This is a genomic window from Lacunimicrobium album, assembly GCF_052161635.1.
GTDB lineage: Bacteria > Planctomycetota > Planctomycetia > Planctomycetales > Planctomycetaceae > SXPC01.
In genome coordinates this window covers 4,158,179-4,176,213 of sequence record NZ_CP197413.1, presented here as the reverse complement: position 1 = coordinate 4,176,213, position 18,035 = coordinate 4,158,179, and the positions used below count along the sequence as shown (strand labels likewise).

At 56.5% G+C, this 18,035-nt stretch carries 16 protein-coding genes; 9 read left to right on the top strand and 7 right to left on the bottom strand.

What is annotated here, in order from left to right:
- Positions 1–53: 53 nt before the first annotated feature.
- The 4 genes from flgC to SH248x_RS16770 form a co-directional block, all read right to left on the bottom strand.
- On the bottom strand, positions 54–467 hold the full coding sequence (gene flgC, locus SH248x_RS16785; protein ID WP_459555456.1) for a flagellar basal body rod protein FlgC: 414 nt from the start codon (positions 465–467) through the stop codon (positions 54–56).
- Between the two features lie 109 nt (positions 468–576).
- Positions 577–1,146, bottom strand: a complete 570-nt coding sequence (locus tag SH248x_RS16780) for a flagellar basal body rod protein FlgB (RefSeq protein WP_459555455.1) — start codon at positions 1,144–1,146, stop codon at positions 577–579.
- 13 nt (positions 1,147–1,159) lie between these two features.
- Complete coding sequence (locus SH248x_RS16775) at positions 1,160–1,597, bottom strand: hypothetical protein (RefSeq protein ID WP_459555454.1); 438 nt, start codon at positions 1,595–1,597, stop codon at positions 1,160–1,162.
- 306 nt (positions 1,598–1,903) lie between these two features.
- The gene (locus SH248x_RS16770) at positions 1,904–4,528 is read right to left on the bottom strand and encodes a tetratricopeptide repeat protein (RefSeq protein ID WP_459555453.1); all 2,625 of its coding nucleotides are present in this window, start codon (positions 4,526–4,528) and stop codon (positions 1,904–1,906) included.
- 396 nt (positions 4,529–4,924) lie between these two features.
- Between SH248x_RS16770 and rdgB the strand changes: the two genes are divergently transcribed.
- Together rdgB and SH248x_RS16760 are read left to right on the top strand one after the other, a co-directional pair.
- Positions 4,925–5,560, top strand: a complete 636-nt coding sequence (gene rdgB, locus SH248x_RS16765; protein WP_459555452.1) for a non-canonical purine NTP pyrophosphatase — start codon at positions 4,925–4,927, stop codon at positions 5,558–5,560.
- A gap of 159 nt (positions 5,561–5,719) precedes the next feature.
- Positions 5,720–6,841, top strand: a complete 1,122-nt coding sequence (locus SH248x_RS16760) for a twin-arginine translocation signal domain-containing protein (protein ID WP_459555451.1) — start codon at positions 5,720–5,722, stop codon at positions 6,839–6,841.
- Positions 6,842–7,000: 159 nt separating this feature from the next.
- On the opposite strand, the gene SH248x_RS16755 is transcribed toward SH248x_RS16760, so the two are convergent.
- Positions 7,001–8,533, bottom strand: coding sequence for a CBM96 family carbohydrate-binding protein (locus SH248x_RS16755; RefSeq protein WP_459555450.1), 1,533 nt, complete (start codon positions 8,531–8,533; stop codon positions 7,001–7,003).
- A complete protein-coding gene (locus SH248x_RS16750) occupies positions 8,530–9,081 on the bottom strand; it encodes a sigma-70 family RNA polymerase sigma factor (protein ID WP_459555449.1) in 552 nt (183 codons plus the stop codon). Before SH248x_RS16750 ends, SH248x_RS16755 begins: the two co-directional genes overlap by 4 nt.
- Before the next feature lie 317 nt (positions 9,082–9,398).
- Here SH248x_RS16750 and rfbC point away from each other — a divergent pair, with 317 nt between their 5' ends.
- From rfbC to SH248x_RS16715, 7 genes are all read left to right on the top strand, one after another.
- Positions 9,399–9,950: a dTDP-4-dehydrorhamnose 3,5-epimerase family protein gene (gene rfbC, locus SH248x_RS16745; RefSeq protein ID WP_459555448.1), complete on the top strand. Its 552-nt coding sequence runs from the start codon at positions 9,399–9,401 to the stop codon at positions 9,948–9,950.
- A 162-nt stretch (positions 9,951–10,112) separates the two neighbouring features.
- Positions 10,113–11,171, top strand: a complete 1,059-nt coding sequence (gene rfbB, locus SH248x_RS16740; protein WP_459555447.1) for a dTDP-glucose 4,6-dehydratase — start codon at positions 10,113–10,115, stop codon at positions 11,169–11,171.
- A 125-nt stretch (positions 11,172–11,296) separates the two neighbouring features.
- On the top strand, positions 11,297–12,172 hold the full coding sequence (gene rfbD / locus SH248x_RS16735; protein ID WP_459555446.1) for an SDR family oxidoreductase: 876 nt from the start codon (positions 11,297–11,299) through the stop codon (positions 12,170–12,172).
- A 240-nt stretch (positions 12,173–12,412) separates the two neighbouring features.
- On the top strand, positions 12,413–13,294 hold the full coding sequence (gene rfbA, locus SH248x_RS16730) for a sugar nucleotidyltransferase (protein WP_459555445.1): 882 nt from the start codon (positions 12,413–12,415) through the stop codon (positions 13,292–13,294).
- A 162-nt stretch (positions 13,295–13,456) separates the two neighbouring features.
- Entirely contained in the window at positions 13,457–14,776 is a 1,320-nt protein-coding gene (locus SH248x_RS16725; RefSeq protein WP_459555444.1) for an excinuclease ABC subunit UvrC, read from the top strand.
- Positions 14,777–14,791: 15 nt separating this feature from the next.
- Complete coding sequence (locus SH248x_RS16720; protein ID WP_459555443.1) at positions 14,792–15,631, top strand: hypothetical protein; 840 nt, start codon at positions 14,792–14,794, stop codon at positions 15,629–15,631.
- A 204-nt stretch (positions 15,632–15,835) separates the two neighbouring features.
- Complete coding sequence (locus tag SH248x_RS16715; protein WP_459555442.1) at positions 15,836–17,113, top strand: DUF3592 domain-containing protein; 1,278 nt, start codon at positions 15,836–15,838, stop codon at positions 17,111–17,113.
- A 9-nt stretch (positions 17,114–17,122) separates the two neighbouring features.
- Here SH248x_RS16715 and SH248x_RS16710 read toward each other — a convergent pair whose 3' ends face one another.
- Positions 17,123–17,752, bottom strand: a complete 630-nt coding sequence (locus tag SH248x_RS16710; protein ID WP_459555441.1) for a sce7726 family protein — start codon at positions 17,750–17,752, stop codon at positions 17,123–17,125.
- Positions 17,753–18,035: the final 283 nt, after the last annotated feature.

The window sequence follows — 18,035 nt, the reverse complement described above, 5'->3', positions numbered from 1 at the left end:
TGTTGTGAATGTCGTTGGGTGTTTGTCATCGAACGGCGGGACAAGGCCCGGTTTTATCTCAGAATCTCAAGTGTCGTTTCGCCCATCTGCTTGGAGGTATTGATCGCGGCGATGTTGGCTTCATAGGCCCGGCTGGCTTCCAGGGCATTGACCATCTCGGTCACCATGTTGATGTTGGGCATGGAGACGTACCCACTTTTATCTGCATCGGGGTGGCCGGGTTGGAACACCTTGCGAGCTGGCGTCGTCTGGTCGATGTCGACTTGTACCTTGACGCCGACACCTCGTCCGTCCTGGTCGGCGTTTGTTTGCTGTTGCTGAAAGGTGACCAGTCGACGTTGAAACGGCGAGAGTTTTCCCTCTGCATCACGCGTGGTATTCATGTTCGCGAGATTTTCAGCGATCGAATTCATCCGCTGACGCTGAGCAATCAACCCGCTCGTCGAGATATCAATCGATTTCAACATGGTCTTCTCTCTTGAATGTTCCTTCTCCCTCGGGGAGAAGGTGGCCGAGTCTTCGAGGTCGGATGAGGGAACGTTTGATGACCCTCTAAAGTTTCAGTTCAAATCACGCTTACGCACGCTCACTGATCACGGCATCGAGACTGCGAAACTGAGCATTGAGCAACTCGACAGCAAATCGCTGAACAGTTGAGTTCTTGCCCATTTCCATCATCTGATGCTCAATACTGCGATTATTGCCATCCTTAAACAGGACGTCTTCGGACTTGGCAATGTCGGCTTCGAACAACTCCTTGGGGAAGTAGCTCGCCAGGTCGACACCTGCTTCGGGAATCGATGGATGTGTCGGCGAACCTGGAGTCGATGGAGACAGAAGTCCCAGCGGATCCGAAGAGTTCGCGTAATAATGGGCATTGGGATAGCCCGGGATCGAGGCATTCGGCGAAGGATCGTTGGCATAGGAACTGGTTGCTGTCGGCCCGCTGACAGAACCACGCGTGAGACGTTCGATGGCTGAGGACATCGCGGCTTTGAAATCCGACACAGGAAGATCCCGCATCAGATAATCCGGCGTGTCGATATTGGCGATATTGCCGGCGAGCACCTCCTGGCGTCGTTCGGCGAAGATCGCGGCTTTTTCGAGCAGCGGACTAGTGGATGTCGACAACAGATCGTTGATCATCGCGATTGCTTCCTTATCGATTCAGATCCAGTCGCGAACGCGAAACTGGTTCATCGTGATAGGCGGAGTGAGCCCGTGAGCCCACCGTGATTTGTTCCATTTGATTCTGAAGTCCGAACTTGCGGTTGTTGAGCTGATGCGACGTCGATTCTTCCGACTCGATCAATTCACGCAGCGCCAGTTCCATGTCTTCCAGAAGAACCTCGCAGCGTTCACGGACATCGCGTTTCAGGCGGTTCCGATCATCATGCCAACGAGAGACCAGTTCGGGGTGCTCTTGAGAAAACTCCTCAAAACGCCCCAGGATTGTTTGCTTATAGGTGAGCAGTTCCAGCAGCTGAGTGTAGTCCTCGGCTTCGAGGGCATCCTGCTGATCACAGGCAAGACTCGCCAGTGACTGCAGATACGCGCGACGCTGCTGAAACAATGCTTCATAATCCAGTTGAACCATTTTTGAAATTTCTTTTGTAGGGAACGAGGATCGACGGACCATCGTCTCCCGGTTGGTTAGTGACGGTTAACATGGGGGGTGGGGTAGGATCTGCCACAAACGCGGCGAAGACAGGCTACGGACGAAATCGCCCGGGGTGAAAAATGAAGTGAAGTAGGGAAGTGGTTCGATCTGTCTGTCTCTTCTCCCTCGGGGACCTGCCTTTGATCCTTCTCCCTCGGGGAGAAGGTGGCCGAGTCTTCGAGGTCGGATGAGGGACGTCTGCGAAGTTTCAATGACGACTTTAGTCCTATGAGTCACAGGCCATCAGTTCACGTTGTTTCCTCCAGCGACATTCTGAGTCAGTCGATGAACTTCAATCGCCTGATCCAGAATCGCCAGCCATTCTGCCAGCGTGTAATTGGTGGAATCCTTCGTGAACTGAGTCTCGGAAAACGTCTGTAAAATCACCTTCGCTCTCTGCAGCTGACGAACCGATTCATCCGGGCGACCAAGTCGGTCATAACAGTGAGCAATCTGGTAATAGGCCAGGACGACTTGCGGATCAGAGGGGAACTGGTTGATCGCCTGGCCGTAGGTCGCGATCGCTTTGCGGTAGGTCACTCCCGATTCATCGAACTCGCCGAGGACGAATTCGGCATGGCCCGGCTCGAAGTAGGAATCACGCAGGATCTTCATCAGGCTGGCATCCAGCAGATCCATCGTCCGCATGGGCGTCAGTGTCAGTTTCAGTGAGTTGTATTGGGTGATGCTGTCTTCGAGCATGGCTCGCAGTTCACGAATCAGCTCGGCTTTGGCGTTGACGGTCTCGGCGTTTTCGAGCTGCCAGCGTGTGAAGTCGGTGTAACGCGTCAGCCCTTTGGCGAGCATCCAGCGAACCTCATTGGCGGGCTCGTGATCGGGATAGCGCATCAGGAATTCGTCCAGACGCGTGATCGATTCTTTCAGCTTCACATAACCACTCGGAATTTCCTGCTGTGGCTGCTTGACTTTGCTCTTCTTCGACGACGTCATTCGTTCCGAGACGAGCATGGATTCCGCGGTATGATACTGCGTCCGCCCCAGGCTGAGCAGCGCCATCTCCCATTCCTGGGCAGCAGGCGTCAGGTTGGACGACTGCAGCAGCTTCCGCCACGCAGCGATCGCATCGTCGATTCGGTTTTGTTCCAGCGCCACCTGCCCGAGCAGGAATTGAGCCCGAAAGTTGATCGGATCCTGCTTGTGCTGGGTGACGACGTTCTCGAGGATGTCCTCGGCAGCGGTCAGCTGAGATTCTTCCAGATAAGGATCAAGGTTGATCATCATCTCCGCCTTCCTGACAAGCGCGGTCGCGAGCAATTGATCAGGACGCGAGTTGATAAACTCGTCAATCATCACCAGCCCGCTACGGAAATCATTGCCCTTCAGGAATGCCTGAGAAGCCTGCCAGACGGCATTGGGGTAATCAGGCTCTGACTTGCGTGTCTGGGCCAGCTTTGAGAAAGCGATCCCGGCCGCCAGATAGCGTTCGCGAATCTTGGGTGTCAGATAAACTCGATGCGAGATCGGGCTTTTGGCATACTGAGTCTCCAGTTGATCGGCCCAGCGGACGTTTGCCATCGCTGTCAGTTCGTAAGAGTAGGAGGTCTTGAATAAAGGGGTCATCGATTCCGACAGAATGATCGCCCATCGAAATCCATCCGACTCTTCTTCGCCTGAGATGGACCATTGATCCCAGACAGAGCGAATTCTCTGCTGAAGCTCTTCGATCGCAATCCACTGGTTATTGAACGTATCAGGGTCAGTAATCCTCTTGAGCATCTGACGATACAGATCAAGTGCTTTCTCATGCTGCAGCTTGACCACACGCAGAATATCCGCGAGTTCCAAAGTGGCGACCAGAGCCTCGTCACTTTCGATATGCGACAGCAGGTGCTCGTAGTATTTGATCGCCGAGTCATCATCTTTCAACTGCTGATAGCAGCGACCTGCAAGTAAACAGGCTTGTCGCGTGAACGAGTTCTCCAGACCAGGATAGTCGGACATGACCTCTTCGAATTTCAGTGCAGCGGCCGTCGGATCCCCGCCAGCAAGCAGGCGTCGACCCCTGAGAACGCGTTCGATTTCTTTCTTCAGTCGCAGGTCAACGTGCTCATGATCATCCGAGTGTTCCAGTTGTTCGAGAATCTCGCCATAATCCTTGAGCGCCTCATCAGCAGCGACCAGATCACGATTCTGAATCGCGACCAGCGCCTTGATCTCATAAGCCTCGACACGCTCCGCCGTGGTTAAGTGACCACTTGCGAGTGCTTCCTCGGCGTATTCACCGGCTCGCTTGAGCTTCCACGCAGTCCGCTCTTCAAAGGACAGCTTGCTTTGTGGCCGCGTATTGGGATTCAAATGCAGCATGCCGAGCATGACCGCAATGGAAGGGCGTGTTTCCTCATTGATCTCGTAGGCTTCCGAGAGCACTTCGAAGGCTTTGATAGTCTTGTTCAGCTGATAAAGACTCTTCCCGAGCGCATAAGCCAGCTGCGGGTAATATTTCTTGATGATCCCCTTCCGCTCCGATTCTTGCAGATAGTTGACCGTCATCTGATACATCTTCTGCTGACTGGCACCTTCCATCAGCAGGGCATCGTGAAATGCGATCATTCCGACGATGTAATCAACGCCCCCTGAGAAGTCAGTATCGAGGTAATTCAGTTTTTGCAGCGGCCTGACAAGCTTGAGGGCCTCAGCGTGGTTGTTCTGCTCGAGAGCTTCCATCGACTGGTCGAACAGCTCTTCCTGAGTCGGCGGCGGTTCCTGAAACGACGTCACCACGACCCACGGAATCCCCACCACCGACAGCATCAGCAACACGCCAAGGATGAGCAGCTTCGACCAGAGCGCTTTGGCAGCGCCGGCTGGCTTCTTCTGTGCATCGTCTTTGGGGGGTGATTTGGCCATAACGGAACCGTCCCTGGTGGATCACCAGGGTCCAGCATCGAACCTCAACCGGGCGGTGCACGGCTGTGATCAATGTCGAAGATCGTAGAGGTGGGTGAAGGAGAGAAAGGAGTGAGTCGAACAGGCGGGAGTCTTGAAGTGAGAGAGGAGGTGATCGCTGACAGGCAGGCCGGGTCGGGCGCTTGCCAGCGGGCGCGTATTACTCCAGAATCACGTTTTTCTGTCAAGACCCGCCCTCCAACTGCCGACAGCCTCCGCAGCCCATGCACACGACGATTCGACATAAACCCCGACATTCCAGCGATCAACCGCGATCCTGGCCGTTGTAATTTTCACACGCACGCCTGGCTCCGCTCGCTGAGCCCGCACCCGCATTCAGGAAGCACCGACACTCTCATGACACAAACCACCCTCGTGATCGCGTCCCGCAATGCCAAGAAAAGCAAGGAAGTCCAGGCCCTCCTCGACGCCTTCGGCATCTCCTCTCAAGACGTCCTTGTCAAGAATGTCGCTGAGTTCGACGGCGTCCCGGAAGTTATCGAGGACGGCGCCACCTTCGGCGAGAACGCCGCCAAGAAAGCTTCTCAAACCGCCAAGCAACTCGGCTTGTGGACCATCGGCGAAGACAGCGGACTTATCGTCGACGCCCTCAACGGTGCCCCGGGCATTTATTCGGCCCGCTTCAGTGGAGACAACGCGACCGACGAGTCCAACAACGCCAAGCTCATCGAATCCCTGCAAGACGTCCCGCGTCACAAACGGACCGCTGCCTACCTGTGCCACATCGCCCTGTCCGACCCCCAGGGCAATATCCGCCTCACCTCCGAACGCACCTGCAAAGGCATCATCACAACCGAACCCCACGGCACCGGCGGCTTCGGCTACGATCCGTATTTCCTGATCCCCGAGTACCACCAGACCTTCGGCGAACTCCCCGCCATCGTCAAACAACACCTCTCCCACCGCGCCCGAGCCTTCGCCAACTTCCTCCCCCAACTTATGCCCCTCCTCCAAGGCGAGCGGGGGGTGTAAACCCCCTGTCCCCTGTGCTCACAATCCAAATCGCCACTCAGAGTACGACACACGCATAACTTCTCGCCCCTTCAAACTCTTCCCTGTCATTGCCCCCCTCAATCCGGTATCCTACCCTTACCCGAGCCTGTCAACAGCATCAAGCCCGATGAGGACTTCATGACTCTCCCTCTCTCTCGACGTGACGTATTGAAAACGACCTGTGCCGCCACCGCTGGCCTCATCGCTGGCGCTCCCTTTGTCAAAGCCGCCGACAAGTCGGAATCAAAGGCCCTGATCACTGGTCAAGGAGACTATCAGTACGAAGTCATCCATGGCTGGGCTCAGCTCCCCAGCGAGTTCACCTGGCAGACAACGCAGGCGGTCGTTGTAGATAAAAATGGACACGTCTACCTCAACCACACCGGCGACTACAACAAGAAGACACACCCGAACGTCTTCGTCTTCGACGAAAACGGCAAGTACATCCGCTCCTTCGGCCAGTACTTCCAGGGCGGTGCCCACGGCATGGAACTCCGCGAAGAAAACGGCGAAGAGTTCCTGTACTTCTCGAACCCGAACCCCGTTCAATCGATCGTCAAAACGAACCTCAAAGGGGAGATGATCTGGGAACAGTTTGCTCCGATGAAGGCCGGGATTTATCCGGAAGGGGAAGACACGCTTCCTCAACGCATTCGCTCGGGTGAAATTCCTATGCAGGGTGTCGGCGGCCCGAACCGCTTTAAGCCTACCAACATCGCTTTCCTCAATGATGGCGACTTCCTCGTTGCTGATGGGTATGGCTCGAACGCCGTCCATCGCTATACCAAAGATGGCGAGTGGAAGCTCAGCTTCGGCGGCGCCGGACAAGGTCCTGGCAAGTTCGCGACCTGTCACGGTCTCGCGCAAGAACGACGCGATGGCAAAGACACGATTCTTTACATCACCGACCGCAGCCGCAACTCGATCCAATGCCTGACCGCCGAGGGGGAATACCTGTCGCGTCTGGAAGGCTTCGAGCAACCCTGCCACATCGATTTCTACAAAGACACGATGCTCGTCCCTGAGCTACAAGGCCGGGTTACTCTGCTCGATAAGGACAATAAGGTCCTCGCCTATCTGGGCGACGACCACGAGCGCATCAACGCTGACGGCAAGCGGGCCATCCGCAGAGATCCCAGCCAGTGGCTCGACGGCAAGTTCGTCCACCCACACGACGCCACCTTCGATCTCAACGGCAACATCATCGTCAGCGAATGGGTCGAACCCGGCCGCATCACGATGCTGAAGCGACTCAGCTAGTTCCCAAAAAGGCGAGCGGGGGGTGTCAACCCCCTGTCCCCTGTGCTATCAATTTACATCGCCACTATGGGTACGACAAAAACAACATTCCGCTCTTAGTCTTACAGATGCGTTCCATAATACCGACCTCACGGCTGACACAGCCGCAGCACACGCTTCCTACTCCCCGCGTTTCCGGAACTCCAGCGATGGCGGTGCGACCGTCGGGTGGCGATTCCCTGCAAACGCATGCACCAGGCTCGACGACCCGACACCCAGGGTGTCCCGGGCAATCACCAGCGTCACCAGCCCGTTCGTATCCTGCTTCAAAAACTCCGTCAGCTCCGGGGTTGCTAACACACGGACTCCTGTCGTCTCATCGCGATCGATTCGGAATCGCGCGAGCGGGACGACCAAGCTTCTGTTCAAATCTTCTTCGCCGTTGATCCCCGGTGCATTTTCCCAGGTCAGTCCCGAAGCCGACCAGCTATCCGCATCTTCATTGAGCAGCCCATACACCGTGAAATCACAATCCGGCATCGTCGAGGCATACCCAATCCCGGATGGCACAAACGACAACGTCAATGACACGGCGTTGAAATCTTTCAGTGTCTCAGGCAGCTTCGAGACATCAAACCTCAGATAAGCAATCCGGCGCCAAGACTGTTCCGCCTGATGCTTCACCAGCAGCAGCGTCTCGGACATGTTGTTGTAGCTCCCCGGCGAATACACATACTCCGCCGCTCCGTTCCCCTCGCTACTGGGAATCCGGTGGCGAGACTTCATCGCCATCTGCGCGGCTCGCATCTCTTCGAGAGAAGGATACTCTTTGTTCGACTGCTTCTCGACGTCAATCCGCGTTGTGGTCATCGTCGCGGCATGTCCCTGAAACAATCGCTCGGATTCTTTCAGGTTTTTTGAAGCCACTTCAACTTCCCCTTTGAAGACCTGCACATGAGCCCGCCCCTGTTCGACCCGCATTCCGAACTCGGTCCCATAATCAATGACATCACCCGTCGGCGACTCAATCGTAAATCCCTGAGCCGAGGCGGGCACGGACATTGTGACCGCACCCGAATCGAGTCGACACCGCAATGGCGACACCAATTCAAGAACCGCTGGGCCTTCCAGTTTCATCTTTGCGCCGCTGACGAAAGACAACTCCGCGACTCCTGCAACCAGCTCGACGGTCCCCGCATGAAGCGACGTTCCCAGAGACGTCGGCTGTGCATTGCTGCCCCACTGACATCGTCCGACATGTGTCAGTATCGCAACGACCGGCGCAGGTGCTGACAGCGCATTATTTTTCTCTTGAGTGGCAACGGTCTCCGCAGTTCTCATCCAGCGGGCACTCGTCTGATACGTCACAGCAAACATCGCTAAAATAGCAATCAGCGATACCACGGAAAACAACCAAGGCGGCACCGCCCCGCTCGCAGTCCCCGACTTCCTCACCGGCATCGCCAGCGCCTGTTGCAGATCACTGCCGTCCGCCAGCGACACTCCCTGCAGCATATGACCAATCATCCCGCTCAAGTACAACCGCTCAGCAAACAGCCTCTTTTTGGCTTCGTCTTGCGTAACCTGAGCCATCACCTCCGCTTCGAGCACTTCATCCACCGGGCCATCCAGCAGTCGATCGACTTGCGCAAAGAACTCTTCGTTCTCATGTGAATTCAACCCGGACTCCTGACTGTCAGACGATCGACTCATAATGACACCTCGGGATGTTCCTGTCGCTTGATCGCGAGCTGAAGGCATTCCGCCAGCCGACTTCGCAGACGACTCAGCAGTCGATAAACCGCTTCGATCGTTCGCCCCGACTGATCTGAAATCGCTTCCACAGTCATTTCTTCGTAGTAACGCTTCTGGAGAATCTGCTTGTTTTCCGGGCTCAGTCGCTCCAGGCAGCCCGCCAGCAACGACGTCGGTGCAGACTCAATGAAAGGATGCTGCTCGATTGCCTCATTGGCGATCGCCAGGAGTTCGTCCGAAAGAACCAGGCGATCCCGCTTCTTCCGCTTTCGATAGGTGAGAATCTGATGAAACAGCACCTTCCTCGCCCAGGCATGAAAATTTGTCCCGCGCTGGAACGAAGTAAAACTCCGCCACATCACGAGCTTTCCCTGCTGCAAAATGTCGTCCGCATCCTGAGGATGCCCCACCAGCGCCAGAACATACACCGCCAGCGCATGCTCCGACCGCGACAGCAGGCTGATAAACAGTTCCGTATCATTCAAAGGCGTCGAGGAGTCATCCATCCGAACCTCAGTCCATTTTCACTAAACTTTGGACAGTAAAAACAATTCTTCCATCAAAAAGGCGAGCGGGGGGTGTCAACCCCCTGTCCCTTGCGCTCTCAATCCAAATAACCTCCATGAGTACGCCACCCGCACCACTCTCTCGGTCTCACCCAGCATATCGCTGCCCGAAATAATAAGCATCACAAACCTCCGACCTCCCCGCCACATCGATTCTTAACATTCCCCTCAACTGGATCACCCACCCACTTTCCGATACCCTTCAGACTTCACTCACAATTCCGTTCACCGCTCCGTCGACCTCGCAGGCCCCGAACATGTCTCTGGTTCAATCACTGGCAATCCCGGACGTCAAAGTCATTAGCGCCAAACGCTTCGGCGACGACCGTGGCTTCTTCTCGGAAACCTTTCGCAAATCGACCCTGCTCAACGAAGGCATTGACGTCGAATTCGTCCAGGACAACCATTCGATGTCGCAGGCAAAGCACACTCTCCGCGGCTTGCACATCCAGCTTCCCCCCTTCGAACAAGCCAAGCTCGTCCGCGTCGTCAAAGGTAGCATTCTCGACGTCGCCGTCGATGTCCGACGCAACTCACCCACATTCGGGCAATGGGTCAGCGCCGTCATCAGTGAGAAAGAGTGGAACCAGATCTTCGTCCCTGTTGGCTTCCTCCACGGCTTCCTCACTCTCGAAGAAAACACCGAGGTCGTCTACAAGGTCTCCAAGTATTACGACCGCAACGCCGAGCGAGGCGTCCGCTACGACGACCCCACCCTCAACATCAACTGGACCATCACCACACAACCAATGCTCTCCCCCAAAGACGCCGACTTACCAGCCTTCAAAGACTTCGACTCCCCGTTCTAATCTTGTCCCTTCTCCCTTGAGGGGAGAAGGTGCCCGAAGGGCGGATGAGGGTGGGCGATAGGCAACAGCAGGTTCCCATTTGTTATAAAACGACAAGCATTCGCTCTTCCATCCGTGTTCTTCGTGTTCATCCGTGGTTCTCCCCCTCCCAAAGCCCACACCATGAAAATCATCGTCACCGGCGGCGCAGGATTCATCGGCTCAGCCGTCATCCGACTGCTCATCAACGAAACCCGTCACGATGTCGTCAACATCGACAAGCTGACCTACGCTGCCAACCTCGAGAACCTTGCCAGCGTCTCGTCCTCTGCTCGCTATCGCTTCTTCCAGGAAGACATCTGCGACGAGGCGAAGATGCGTGAGATCTTCCTCGCTCAGCAGCCAGACGCCGTCATTCATCTCGCGGCCGAAAGTCACGTCGATCGCTCGATCGACGGCCCGAAAGCCTTCCTCGATACCAACATCATGGGGACCTACTCCCTCCTGCAGGCGGCTCGTACCCTCTTCAAAGATCTGCCAGCTGAGCAGCAATCGGCTTTCCGCTTCCTGCACGTCTCGACCGACGAAGTCTTCGGCTCCCTCGGCCACGATGGCTTCTTCACCGAGACCACTCCCTACGCTCCCAACTCGCCCTATTCAGCGAGCAAAGCCTCGTCCGACATGCTCGTCCGCGCCTGGCATCACACCTTCGGTCTGCCAACACTCATCAGCAACTGCTCGAATAACTACGGCCCGTACCAGTTCCCCGAAAAGCTGATCCCCGTCATCATCCTCAACGCCCTCCACGGCAAGCCTCTCCCCGTCTATGGCAAAGGCGAAAACGTCCGCGACTGGCTCTACGTCGATGACCATGCCCGCGCTCTCCTGCGAATCCTCGAAGCCGGCCAGGTCGGCGAAACCTACAACATCGGTGGTCACAACGAAAAACAGAACATCGAACTCGTCCACATGATCTGCGGCATCATGGACCGCCTCCTCCCCGAAGCCACCTGCCAGCCACACGATAGCCTGATCACCTTCGTCCAGGACCGCCCCGGCCACGACCTCCGCTATGCCATCGACGCCTCAAAGATCGAACGCGCCCTCGGCTGGAAACCCTCTCTGACCATCGAACAAGGCATGGAACAAACCGTCCAATGGTACCTCAACAATAAAGACTGGTGGCAAAACATTCTCACCCACGGCCACAAACACGACCAACGCCTCGGCCTAAAATCTTAGGCGAGCGGGGGGCGTCAACCCCCTGTCCCTTGTGTTGACAAACGAAATTACTACTAAGAGTACGCCTAACGCTCCAACAAACATTTCCGACTAATTCTTCATTCCTCCTACTTCACCTTCTCCCCATGCTCATCGTCTTCGGAAAACATGGCCAGGTCGCCTTCGAGCTCCAACGCCTCGCCGCACGCGATGCCCTCAGCCTCCGCGCCTTCAGCAGCCAGGAAGCCAACTTCACTCACCCGAAGACCATCCTCTCGATCATCGAGAACGCCCCTCACGACACGATCATCATCAACGCCGCTGCCTACACGGCGGTCGATCAGGCTGAGTCCGACGTCGAAGCAGCCCGACAACTCAACGCGACCACCCCCGGCCTCATTGCTCAAGCCTGTGCAAAACGCAACTTCCCTCTCATTCATCTCTCAACCGATTACGTCTTCCCGGGCCAGCACGACAAGCCGTATCTCGAAACCGACCCCACCGGACCCGCGACAGTCTACGGCAGAACGAAACTCGAAGGCGAACACGCCATCCTCTCCTCAGGCTGCAAGACGCTGATCCTGCGAACCTCCTGGGTCTTCAGCAGCACTGGCAAGAACTTCGTCAAGACGATGCTCCGCGTCGGCAAAGACAAAGACTCGATCACCGTCGTCAGCGACCAGACCGGCGGCCCAACCGCTGCCGCCTCCATCGCCGAGACTTGCTTGACGCTGGCCCAAAGAACCAAAGACCTCGCCGACGATTCCCCTCTCTGGGGCATCTACCATTACTCCGGCCACCCCCAAACCACCTGGAACCAGTTCGCGGAAGAAATCTTCCGCCAGTCTAAGGTGACCACCGCCGTCACCCCGATCCTCTCCAAAGACTTCCCCACCGCTGCCCGTCGCCCCCTCTGGTCGGTCCTCAACTGCGAGAAACTCAAGGGCAACTTCCAGATCCCCCCACCCAACTGGCAAACCGACCTCACCGCCGTCTTAAACGAACTCACCCTCAACTCTTAGGCGAGCGGGGGGTGTCAACCCCCTGTCCCCTGTGCACCCAAGTGCCACCACAACCGAGAGTACACCACCGCCCGTAACATTCATTAACCGTGTCCATCTGCGGTTCAACTCTTCTCCTCCGAAATCCGTGTCTCTCCGTGTTCATCCGTGGTTGCCTTCCCCAACTCTCCCTTCACTCTCTAAACTCTCCCGTGTGTCCTCCGCCCACTTCCGCGTTCCAGTCTCCCCAGGGTTAAACTCATGATCAATCGCAAAGGCATCATCCTCGCAGGCGGATCCGGAACGCGTCTCCATCCCAGCACGATCGCCGTCAGTAAGCAGCTTCTGCCGATCTACGACAAGCCGCTCGTCTACTACCCCATCTCGACACTGATGCTCGCCGGCATCCGGGACATGCTGCTGATCTCGACCCCGCATGACATCGGCGGCTTCCAGAAACTCCTCGGCGACGGCAGCCAGTTCGGCCTCTCCATTCAATATGCGATCCAGGAAAAACCCCGCGGCCTCGCGGATGCCTTCATCGTCGGCAAAGACTTCGTCGGCTCCTCTCCGACAACACTCGTCCTCGGCGACAACATTTTCTTCTCCCAGGGTCTGACAGCCGTCCTGCAGAAAGTCGGCCAGCGGACCGACGGCGCAACGATCTTCGCTTACCCCGTTGATGACCCGGAACGCTACGGCGTCGTCGAACTCGCAGCCGATGGTCGCGCGATCTCACTCGAAGAAAAGCCCGCGCAACCCAAGACCAACCTCGCCGTCCCCGGACTTTACTTTTACGATAATCAGGTCGTCGATATCGCTGCCAATCTCAAACCTTCCAAACGCGGCGAAATTGAAATCACCGACGTCAACCGCATCTACATGGAACGCGGCCAGCTCCACGTCCAACACTTCGGCCGAGGCTCCGCCTGGCTCGATACCGGAACTCCCGACTCAATGCTCCAGGCCAGCCAGTTCGTCGAAGTCATCGAAAAACGTCAGGCCCTCAAGATCGCCTGCCTCGAAGAAGTCGCCTTCAACATGGGCTTTATCACATTGGAGCACCTCGACAAACTCGCCGCCCCGATGAAAAGCACCTACGGCGACTACCTGCGCAAAATCGTCAAATACGCTCAAAAATAGACCACGATTCCCTCCATTCATCCACGCCGATTCAACGCCTGCGCTCACCCATCCGGCGTGAGGTCGCACGCTTTCCAGCCACCGTTCACTTTCTCCCGGCCGCCTGACTGCCTACCATTAGCTGTTTGCGATTCTCCCCTCACGCCCATCAAGGAACTCCGCTTGCCGGACGACGAGAAAGACAGCGATCTCAAAGCCAAAGTCCGCGCCCTGCCGCGCACCCCAGGTGTCTACCTGATGAAAGACAGCCTCGGGCGCGTCATTTATATCGGCAAGGCGGTGAATCTGCGCAGTCGCGTTTCCAGCTACTTCACCACACAGGCTCTCATCGATCGACGCACAGCCGACCTGGTCCCCGAGATCGCAGACCTCGATCACATCCCGACTGATAGTGAAGTCGACGCCCTTCTCCTCGAAGCGAGGCTCGTCAAAGACATCCAGCCTCGGTACAACTCTGAGCTCAAAGACGACAAGACCTTTCCTTACCTTCAGATCACAGTCGGGGAGCAGTTCCCCCGTGTCGAGTTTACGCGCAAGCCTCGGACTCGCGGCGTCAAGCTGTATGGTCCTTTCACAAGTGCCAAGAAGCTCCGCGCAACGATCTCTGTGCTTCAGCGGATCTTTCGCTTTCGCAACTGTTCGCTCGATATCAAAGAAGACGATAAGAAGTGGCGCTGGTATCGCCCCTGCCTGCTCGCCAGCATCCACCAGTGTACCGCCCCCTGCAATCTACGGATCACCAAAGAGGAGTATCGCAAAGACATCAAGAAGCTGATCATGTTTCTCGATGGCAAGAAAGCCCGTCTGCTCAAGGGAATGCAGAACGAAATGCTGGCGGCGTCGCAGGAGATGCTCTTCGAGAAAGCCGCCCGCCTGCGTGACCAGATCCGTGCACTCGAAAACATCAATCTGCGTGGCGATCTCAAAGAGAACGTCCAACCGGAGGTCTTTCACATCGATCCGAAAAAAGGGATGCTCGGGCTCAAAAAAGTTTTCGGCCTCGAGAAAATCCCCCGACGGATCGAAGGCGTCGACATCGCTCACCTGCAGGGAAATGAGACGGTCGCGTCACTGGTGCAGTTTATTGACGGGCTGCCGTTCAAGCACGGGTATAAGCGGTTCAAGATTCGCAGTGTCGAAAGGGTGGATGACTTTGCCTCCATGCGAGAAGTCGTCAGTCGACACTTCCGGCGCCTGAAACAGGAAGGTGCAGAGTTCCCGGACATTCTGCTGGTCGACGGCGGAAAAGGTCAGCTCAGTGCCGTGATGTCGGCATTCGCTGCGATGGAGATTGAGCCCCCGTTCGTCGTCTCGCTGGCGAAGCGTGAAGAAGAACTCTTTCTGCCCGGCGACAGCAATCCCCGCGTCCTTTCACGCCATTCGTACGGGTTGCGATTATTGCAATCTGTACGAGATGAGGCCCACCGCTTCGCTCAGAACTACCACCATACGCTGCGTCGCAAATCGACCTTCGACGAGTAGAGGAACCCGCGTCCGATGCCTCACGAACGCTTCCCCTCCGCCCGTCCACGCTGGTTCACATCGAATCCGACACCGTGTCGAGTCGATGGTGACGTGATAACTCTCCCTCCGCAGTCGGAGAAAAGCCCCCACGGGTTCATCACCTTCAGTCTCTCAGACAAGTCACAAAATCCCTTTCACGAAACACTTTGGTCGGACGTTGTCGACCTGCGGTCACGCCACCCGCAACTGTCTCACGCTCTTGCCAGTGAACCGCTCAATCTCACCATCGATCACTATCGACACGCCGAATGGCTCATCGATGCTGTTGCCCAGATGAAACCTGCTCACCCGATTCACGCCTGGGTCCAGGTCAGCACCCCGGACAGCTTCGGCGGAATGCGCGCAGGAAACGATGCCACGGATCTGGCACATGGAGCACATCAGCTTTTCACGCAACATCGGGCGCCGATCTCCGTGCGCGGGTTCATCACAACGATTGAGATCGTCTCGTCCCTGGAGCAGGATCGCATTCTCCAGCGAGACCAACGCCTGCTGGAGCGCACCCTCAACTGGGCCGCGAGTGAAGACAAGTCGCTGCAAGCTCTTCAACAACTCCCCAGCGTTCCGCCACCTCTGAATGCAACAACGACATTTACTCCAGGCATCGTCATCGCGACCGTCGTCTCACGCCCCAGCCTTGAAGTCGGCATCATCGACCTCGGCTGTTCCCACCTCGGCCAGACCTCGGCTCTCTCATTCCCCGATCACCACGACATCAAGCTCACCCGAATCGGCAGCATGCGTGCCGAACTCCATCTCGATTACAACGCCCAGAATCTCCGCATCGGCGACCAACTCAGAGTCCAACCGTAGGGTCCGCTGTGCGGACCGTAAACCGGCCGATTTCACACCCACGCTCAATTGCTCTCGCCCAACTCCCCACCACCTTCCACAACGTCGCAATCGAACGCTCCCCGCCACGCCCCGTCCGGAACTCCTTCCAACTCTCTGCAGACTTCTTTAGAATCTCCTACCGGACAACTGGACACTGTCTCTCACGTCCCATGATGGAGACCGATGATGGCACGCTCGAATTACAAAAAAGAAGCTCTGACCGTCAGCTCAAAATCAGGCTGTTTCGGGACGATGGCTCTGGTGGCTTTCTTTGCCGTCTTTCTGCTCTTCGGCTTGTTCTTCATGTATCTGATCGCGGACTCCTTCGTGATGCCCTATGTCCGTTCCGGGAACTTCATCCAGGTTCCCTGTACGATCACACGCAGCGAAATCACCGATCGAATGGATGATGGCTCTCGTCTCTACGCGGCAGAAATCGAGTACGACTACGAATATCAGGGGCAGAAGTATCACTCCGATAAGACCGGCTTCTCCGACAGCAGCGGCTCCTGGAAGGGACCGTATGAGGCAGTCGTCGACCGCTATCCCCTGGGAAGTCAGCAGGTCTGCTTTGTCGATCCACAAAAACATGACTACGCAGTACTGGAACGCAAGTGGAGCTGGATGTTCCTGATGGTGGGAATTCCCGGGCTGTTTGTCCTCGTGGGAGCAGGTGGCATCATCGGCATGCTCATGCCATCGCGTCCCAAGCGTAACCAGTATTACGGCTCAACTGGCGCCATCAATTCTCAAGACAAACTCGCCTACGGCGATGACGCACAGCCTAGTGTCGTCGCGACATCGCTCGACATGATCCTCAAAAACCAGCCCTTCCCGCACTACAATGCAGGTCTTGCAGAAAAGCCACGCGAACTGCCGACGATGACCTCTCCCGTCATGGTCCTGGGCTGCGCGATTTTCTTCGCCGCTCTCTGGAACGGCATCACCTGGCTGATTTTCCTTTCCATGCTTCGCGACAAAGCGCAATTCGTCGGCTTAGCCTTCATGAGCCTGTTTATTCTGGTGGGTCTGGGACTCATCGGCTGGGTCTTCTACCAGTTCCTCGCCCTCTTCAACCCGAAGCCCACGGTCGCGATCAGTCGCTCGCTCCTGCCGATCGGTTCAAGTTCTGACCTGACGTGGAAGTTTTCCTCCACCCCAACCAGCATGTCGCAACTGGTCATCAAACTCATCGGCGAAGAGGAAGCCCAATATCGTCGCGGCACGGACACCGTCACCGATAAGAAGATCTTCTTCGAGAAAATCCTTTTCGATTCCTTCGAGCCGACAGCGATGGAGCAGGGGAGCGTGCCGGTCGAAATCCCGGACAACACCATGCACACCTTCATGGCCAGTCACAATAAAATCCGCTGGAAAATCACCCTCAAAGGCTCGGTCCCCAAGTGGCCCGACGTCATGCACGATTACGAACTGCTCGTCTGCCCGCATGCTCCCGAATGACACCACCAATCACGCCGCCTTCGCTGCAAACTCCGCTCGCTTGGTCGGCAGCTGACGGAGGCTATCGCGAATGCAGCCTTCCATCAGCCCGGCTGTCATCTCGCCCGCTTCGATCCGCTTGAGGAGTTCTGCAATCAATCGATAACGCGTCATCTTCCAGGCGGCTTTGACACCCTGCGACGACGCAAATCGTTTCAGGTCATCGACCGTTGCAAAGATGACCTGACGCTCCAGTTTCAAGCTGGGATTTGGCTTGCACTCGCGAACCCGCTCCAGCCTCACCAGCGAACCATCAGGATGAGTCGTGATGATCCCCCACCACTTCGGAACGATGTCAGTCGCCGGTTCGACATATCGTTCACCAACCACCAGCGTCATGGTGTTTGTGACCCGGTTGTACGAGCGGACCTGTCGCTTCAGTCGAACCAGCGTATCGCGATCACTCTTGATCTCGTAACCATGAATCGCGGAGTTGACGGCCAGCAGATCGATCCGCGTTCTGCCCCGTTCAATCTGCACCTCCTCGATCATCATCAGATCATCCGCTGCCCGTTCACGAGCAACGAGCCCCCACAAATGAGGTCGGATATCACGGTCATTCAGCTTGATGCGAGCCATACCATCGTTATCGAACGCCACACCCGTCAGGATTCACTCAAAACTTGAATCGATCCCATACCATTCAGAAAATCGGGCCGCTGAAAGGGAGGGCGAGGCTCCGTCCGAGCCGCTACTTTGCCTTGCGAAACACCAACGGTGCATTGAACGACGATGGCCTCGCCGAGCCCGCAGGAAGAAGATCGATTCGTCGGTGAGCGTGTGCAATGAGCGTAAGTGGCTCAGGTTGAGCCTCGCCCTCCCGGGATACGAACGAAAAAAGCCCCCGATCACTGATCGGAGGCTTTCTCACATCTCGGGTCGT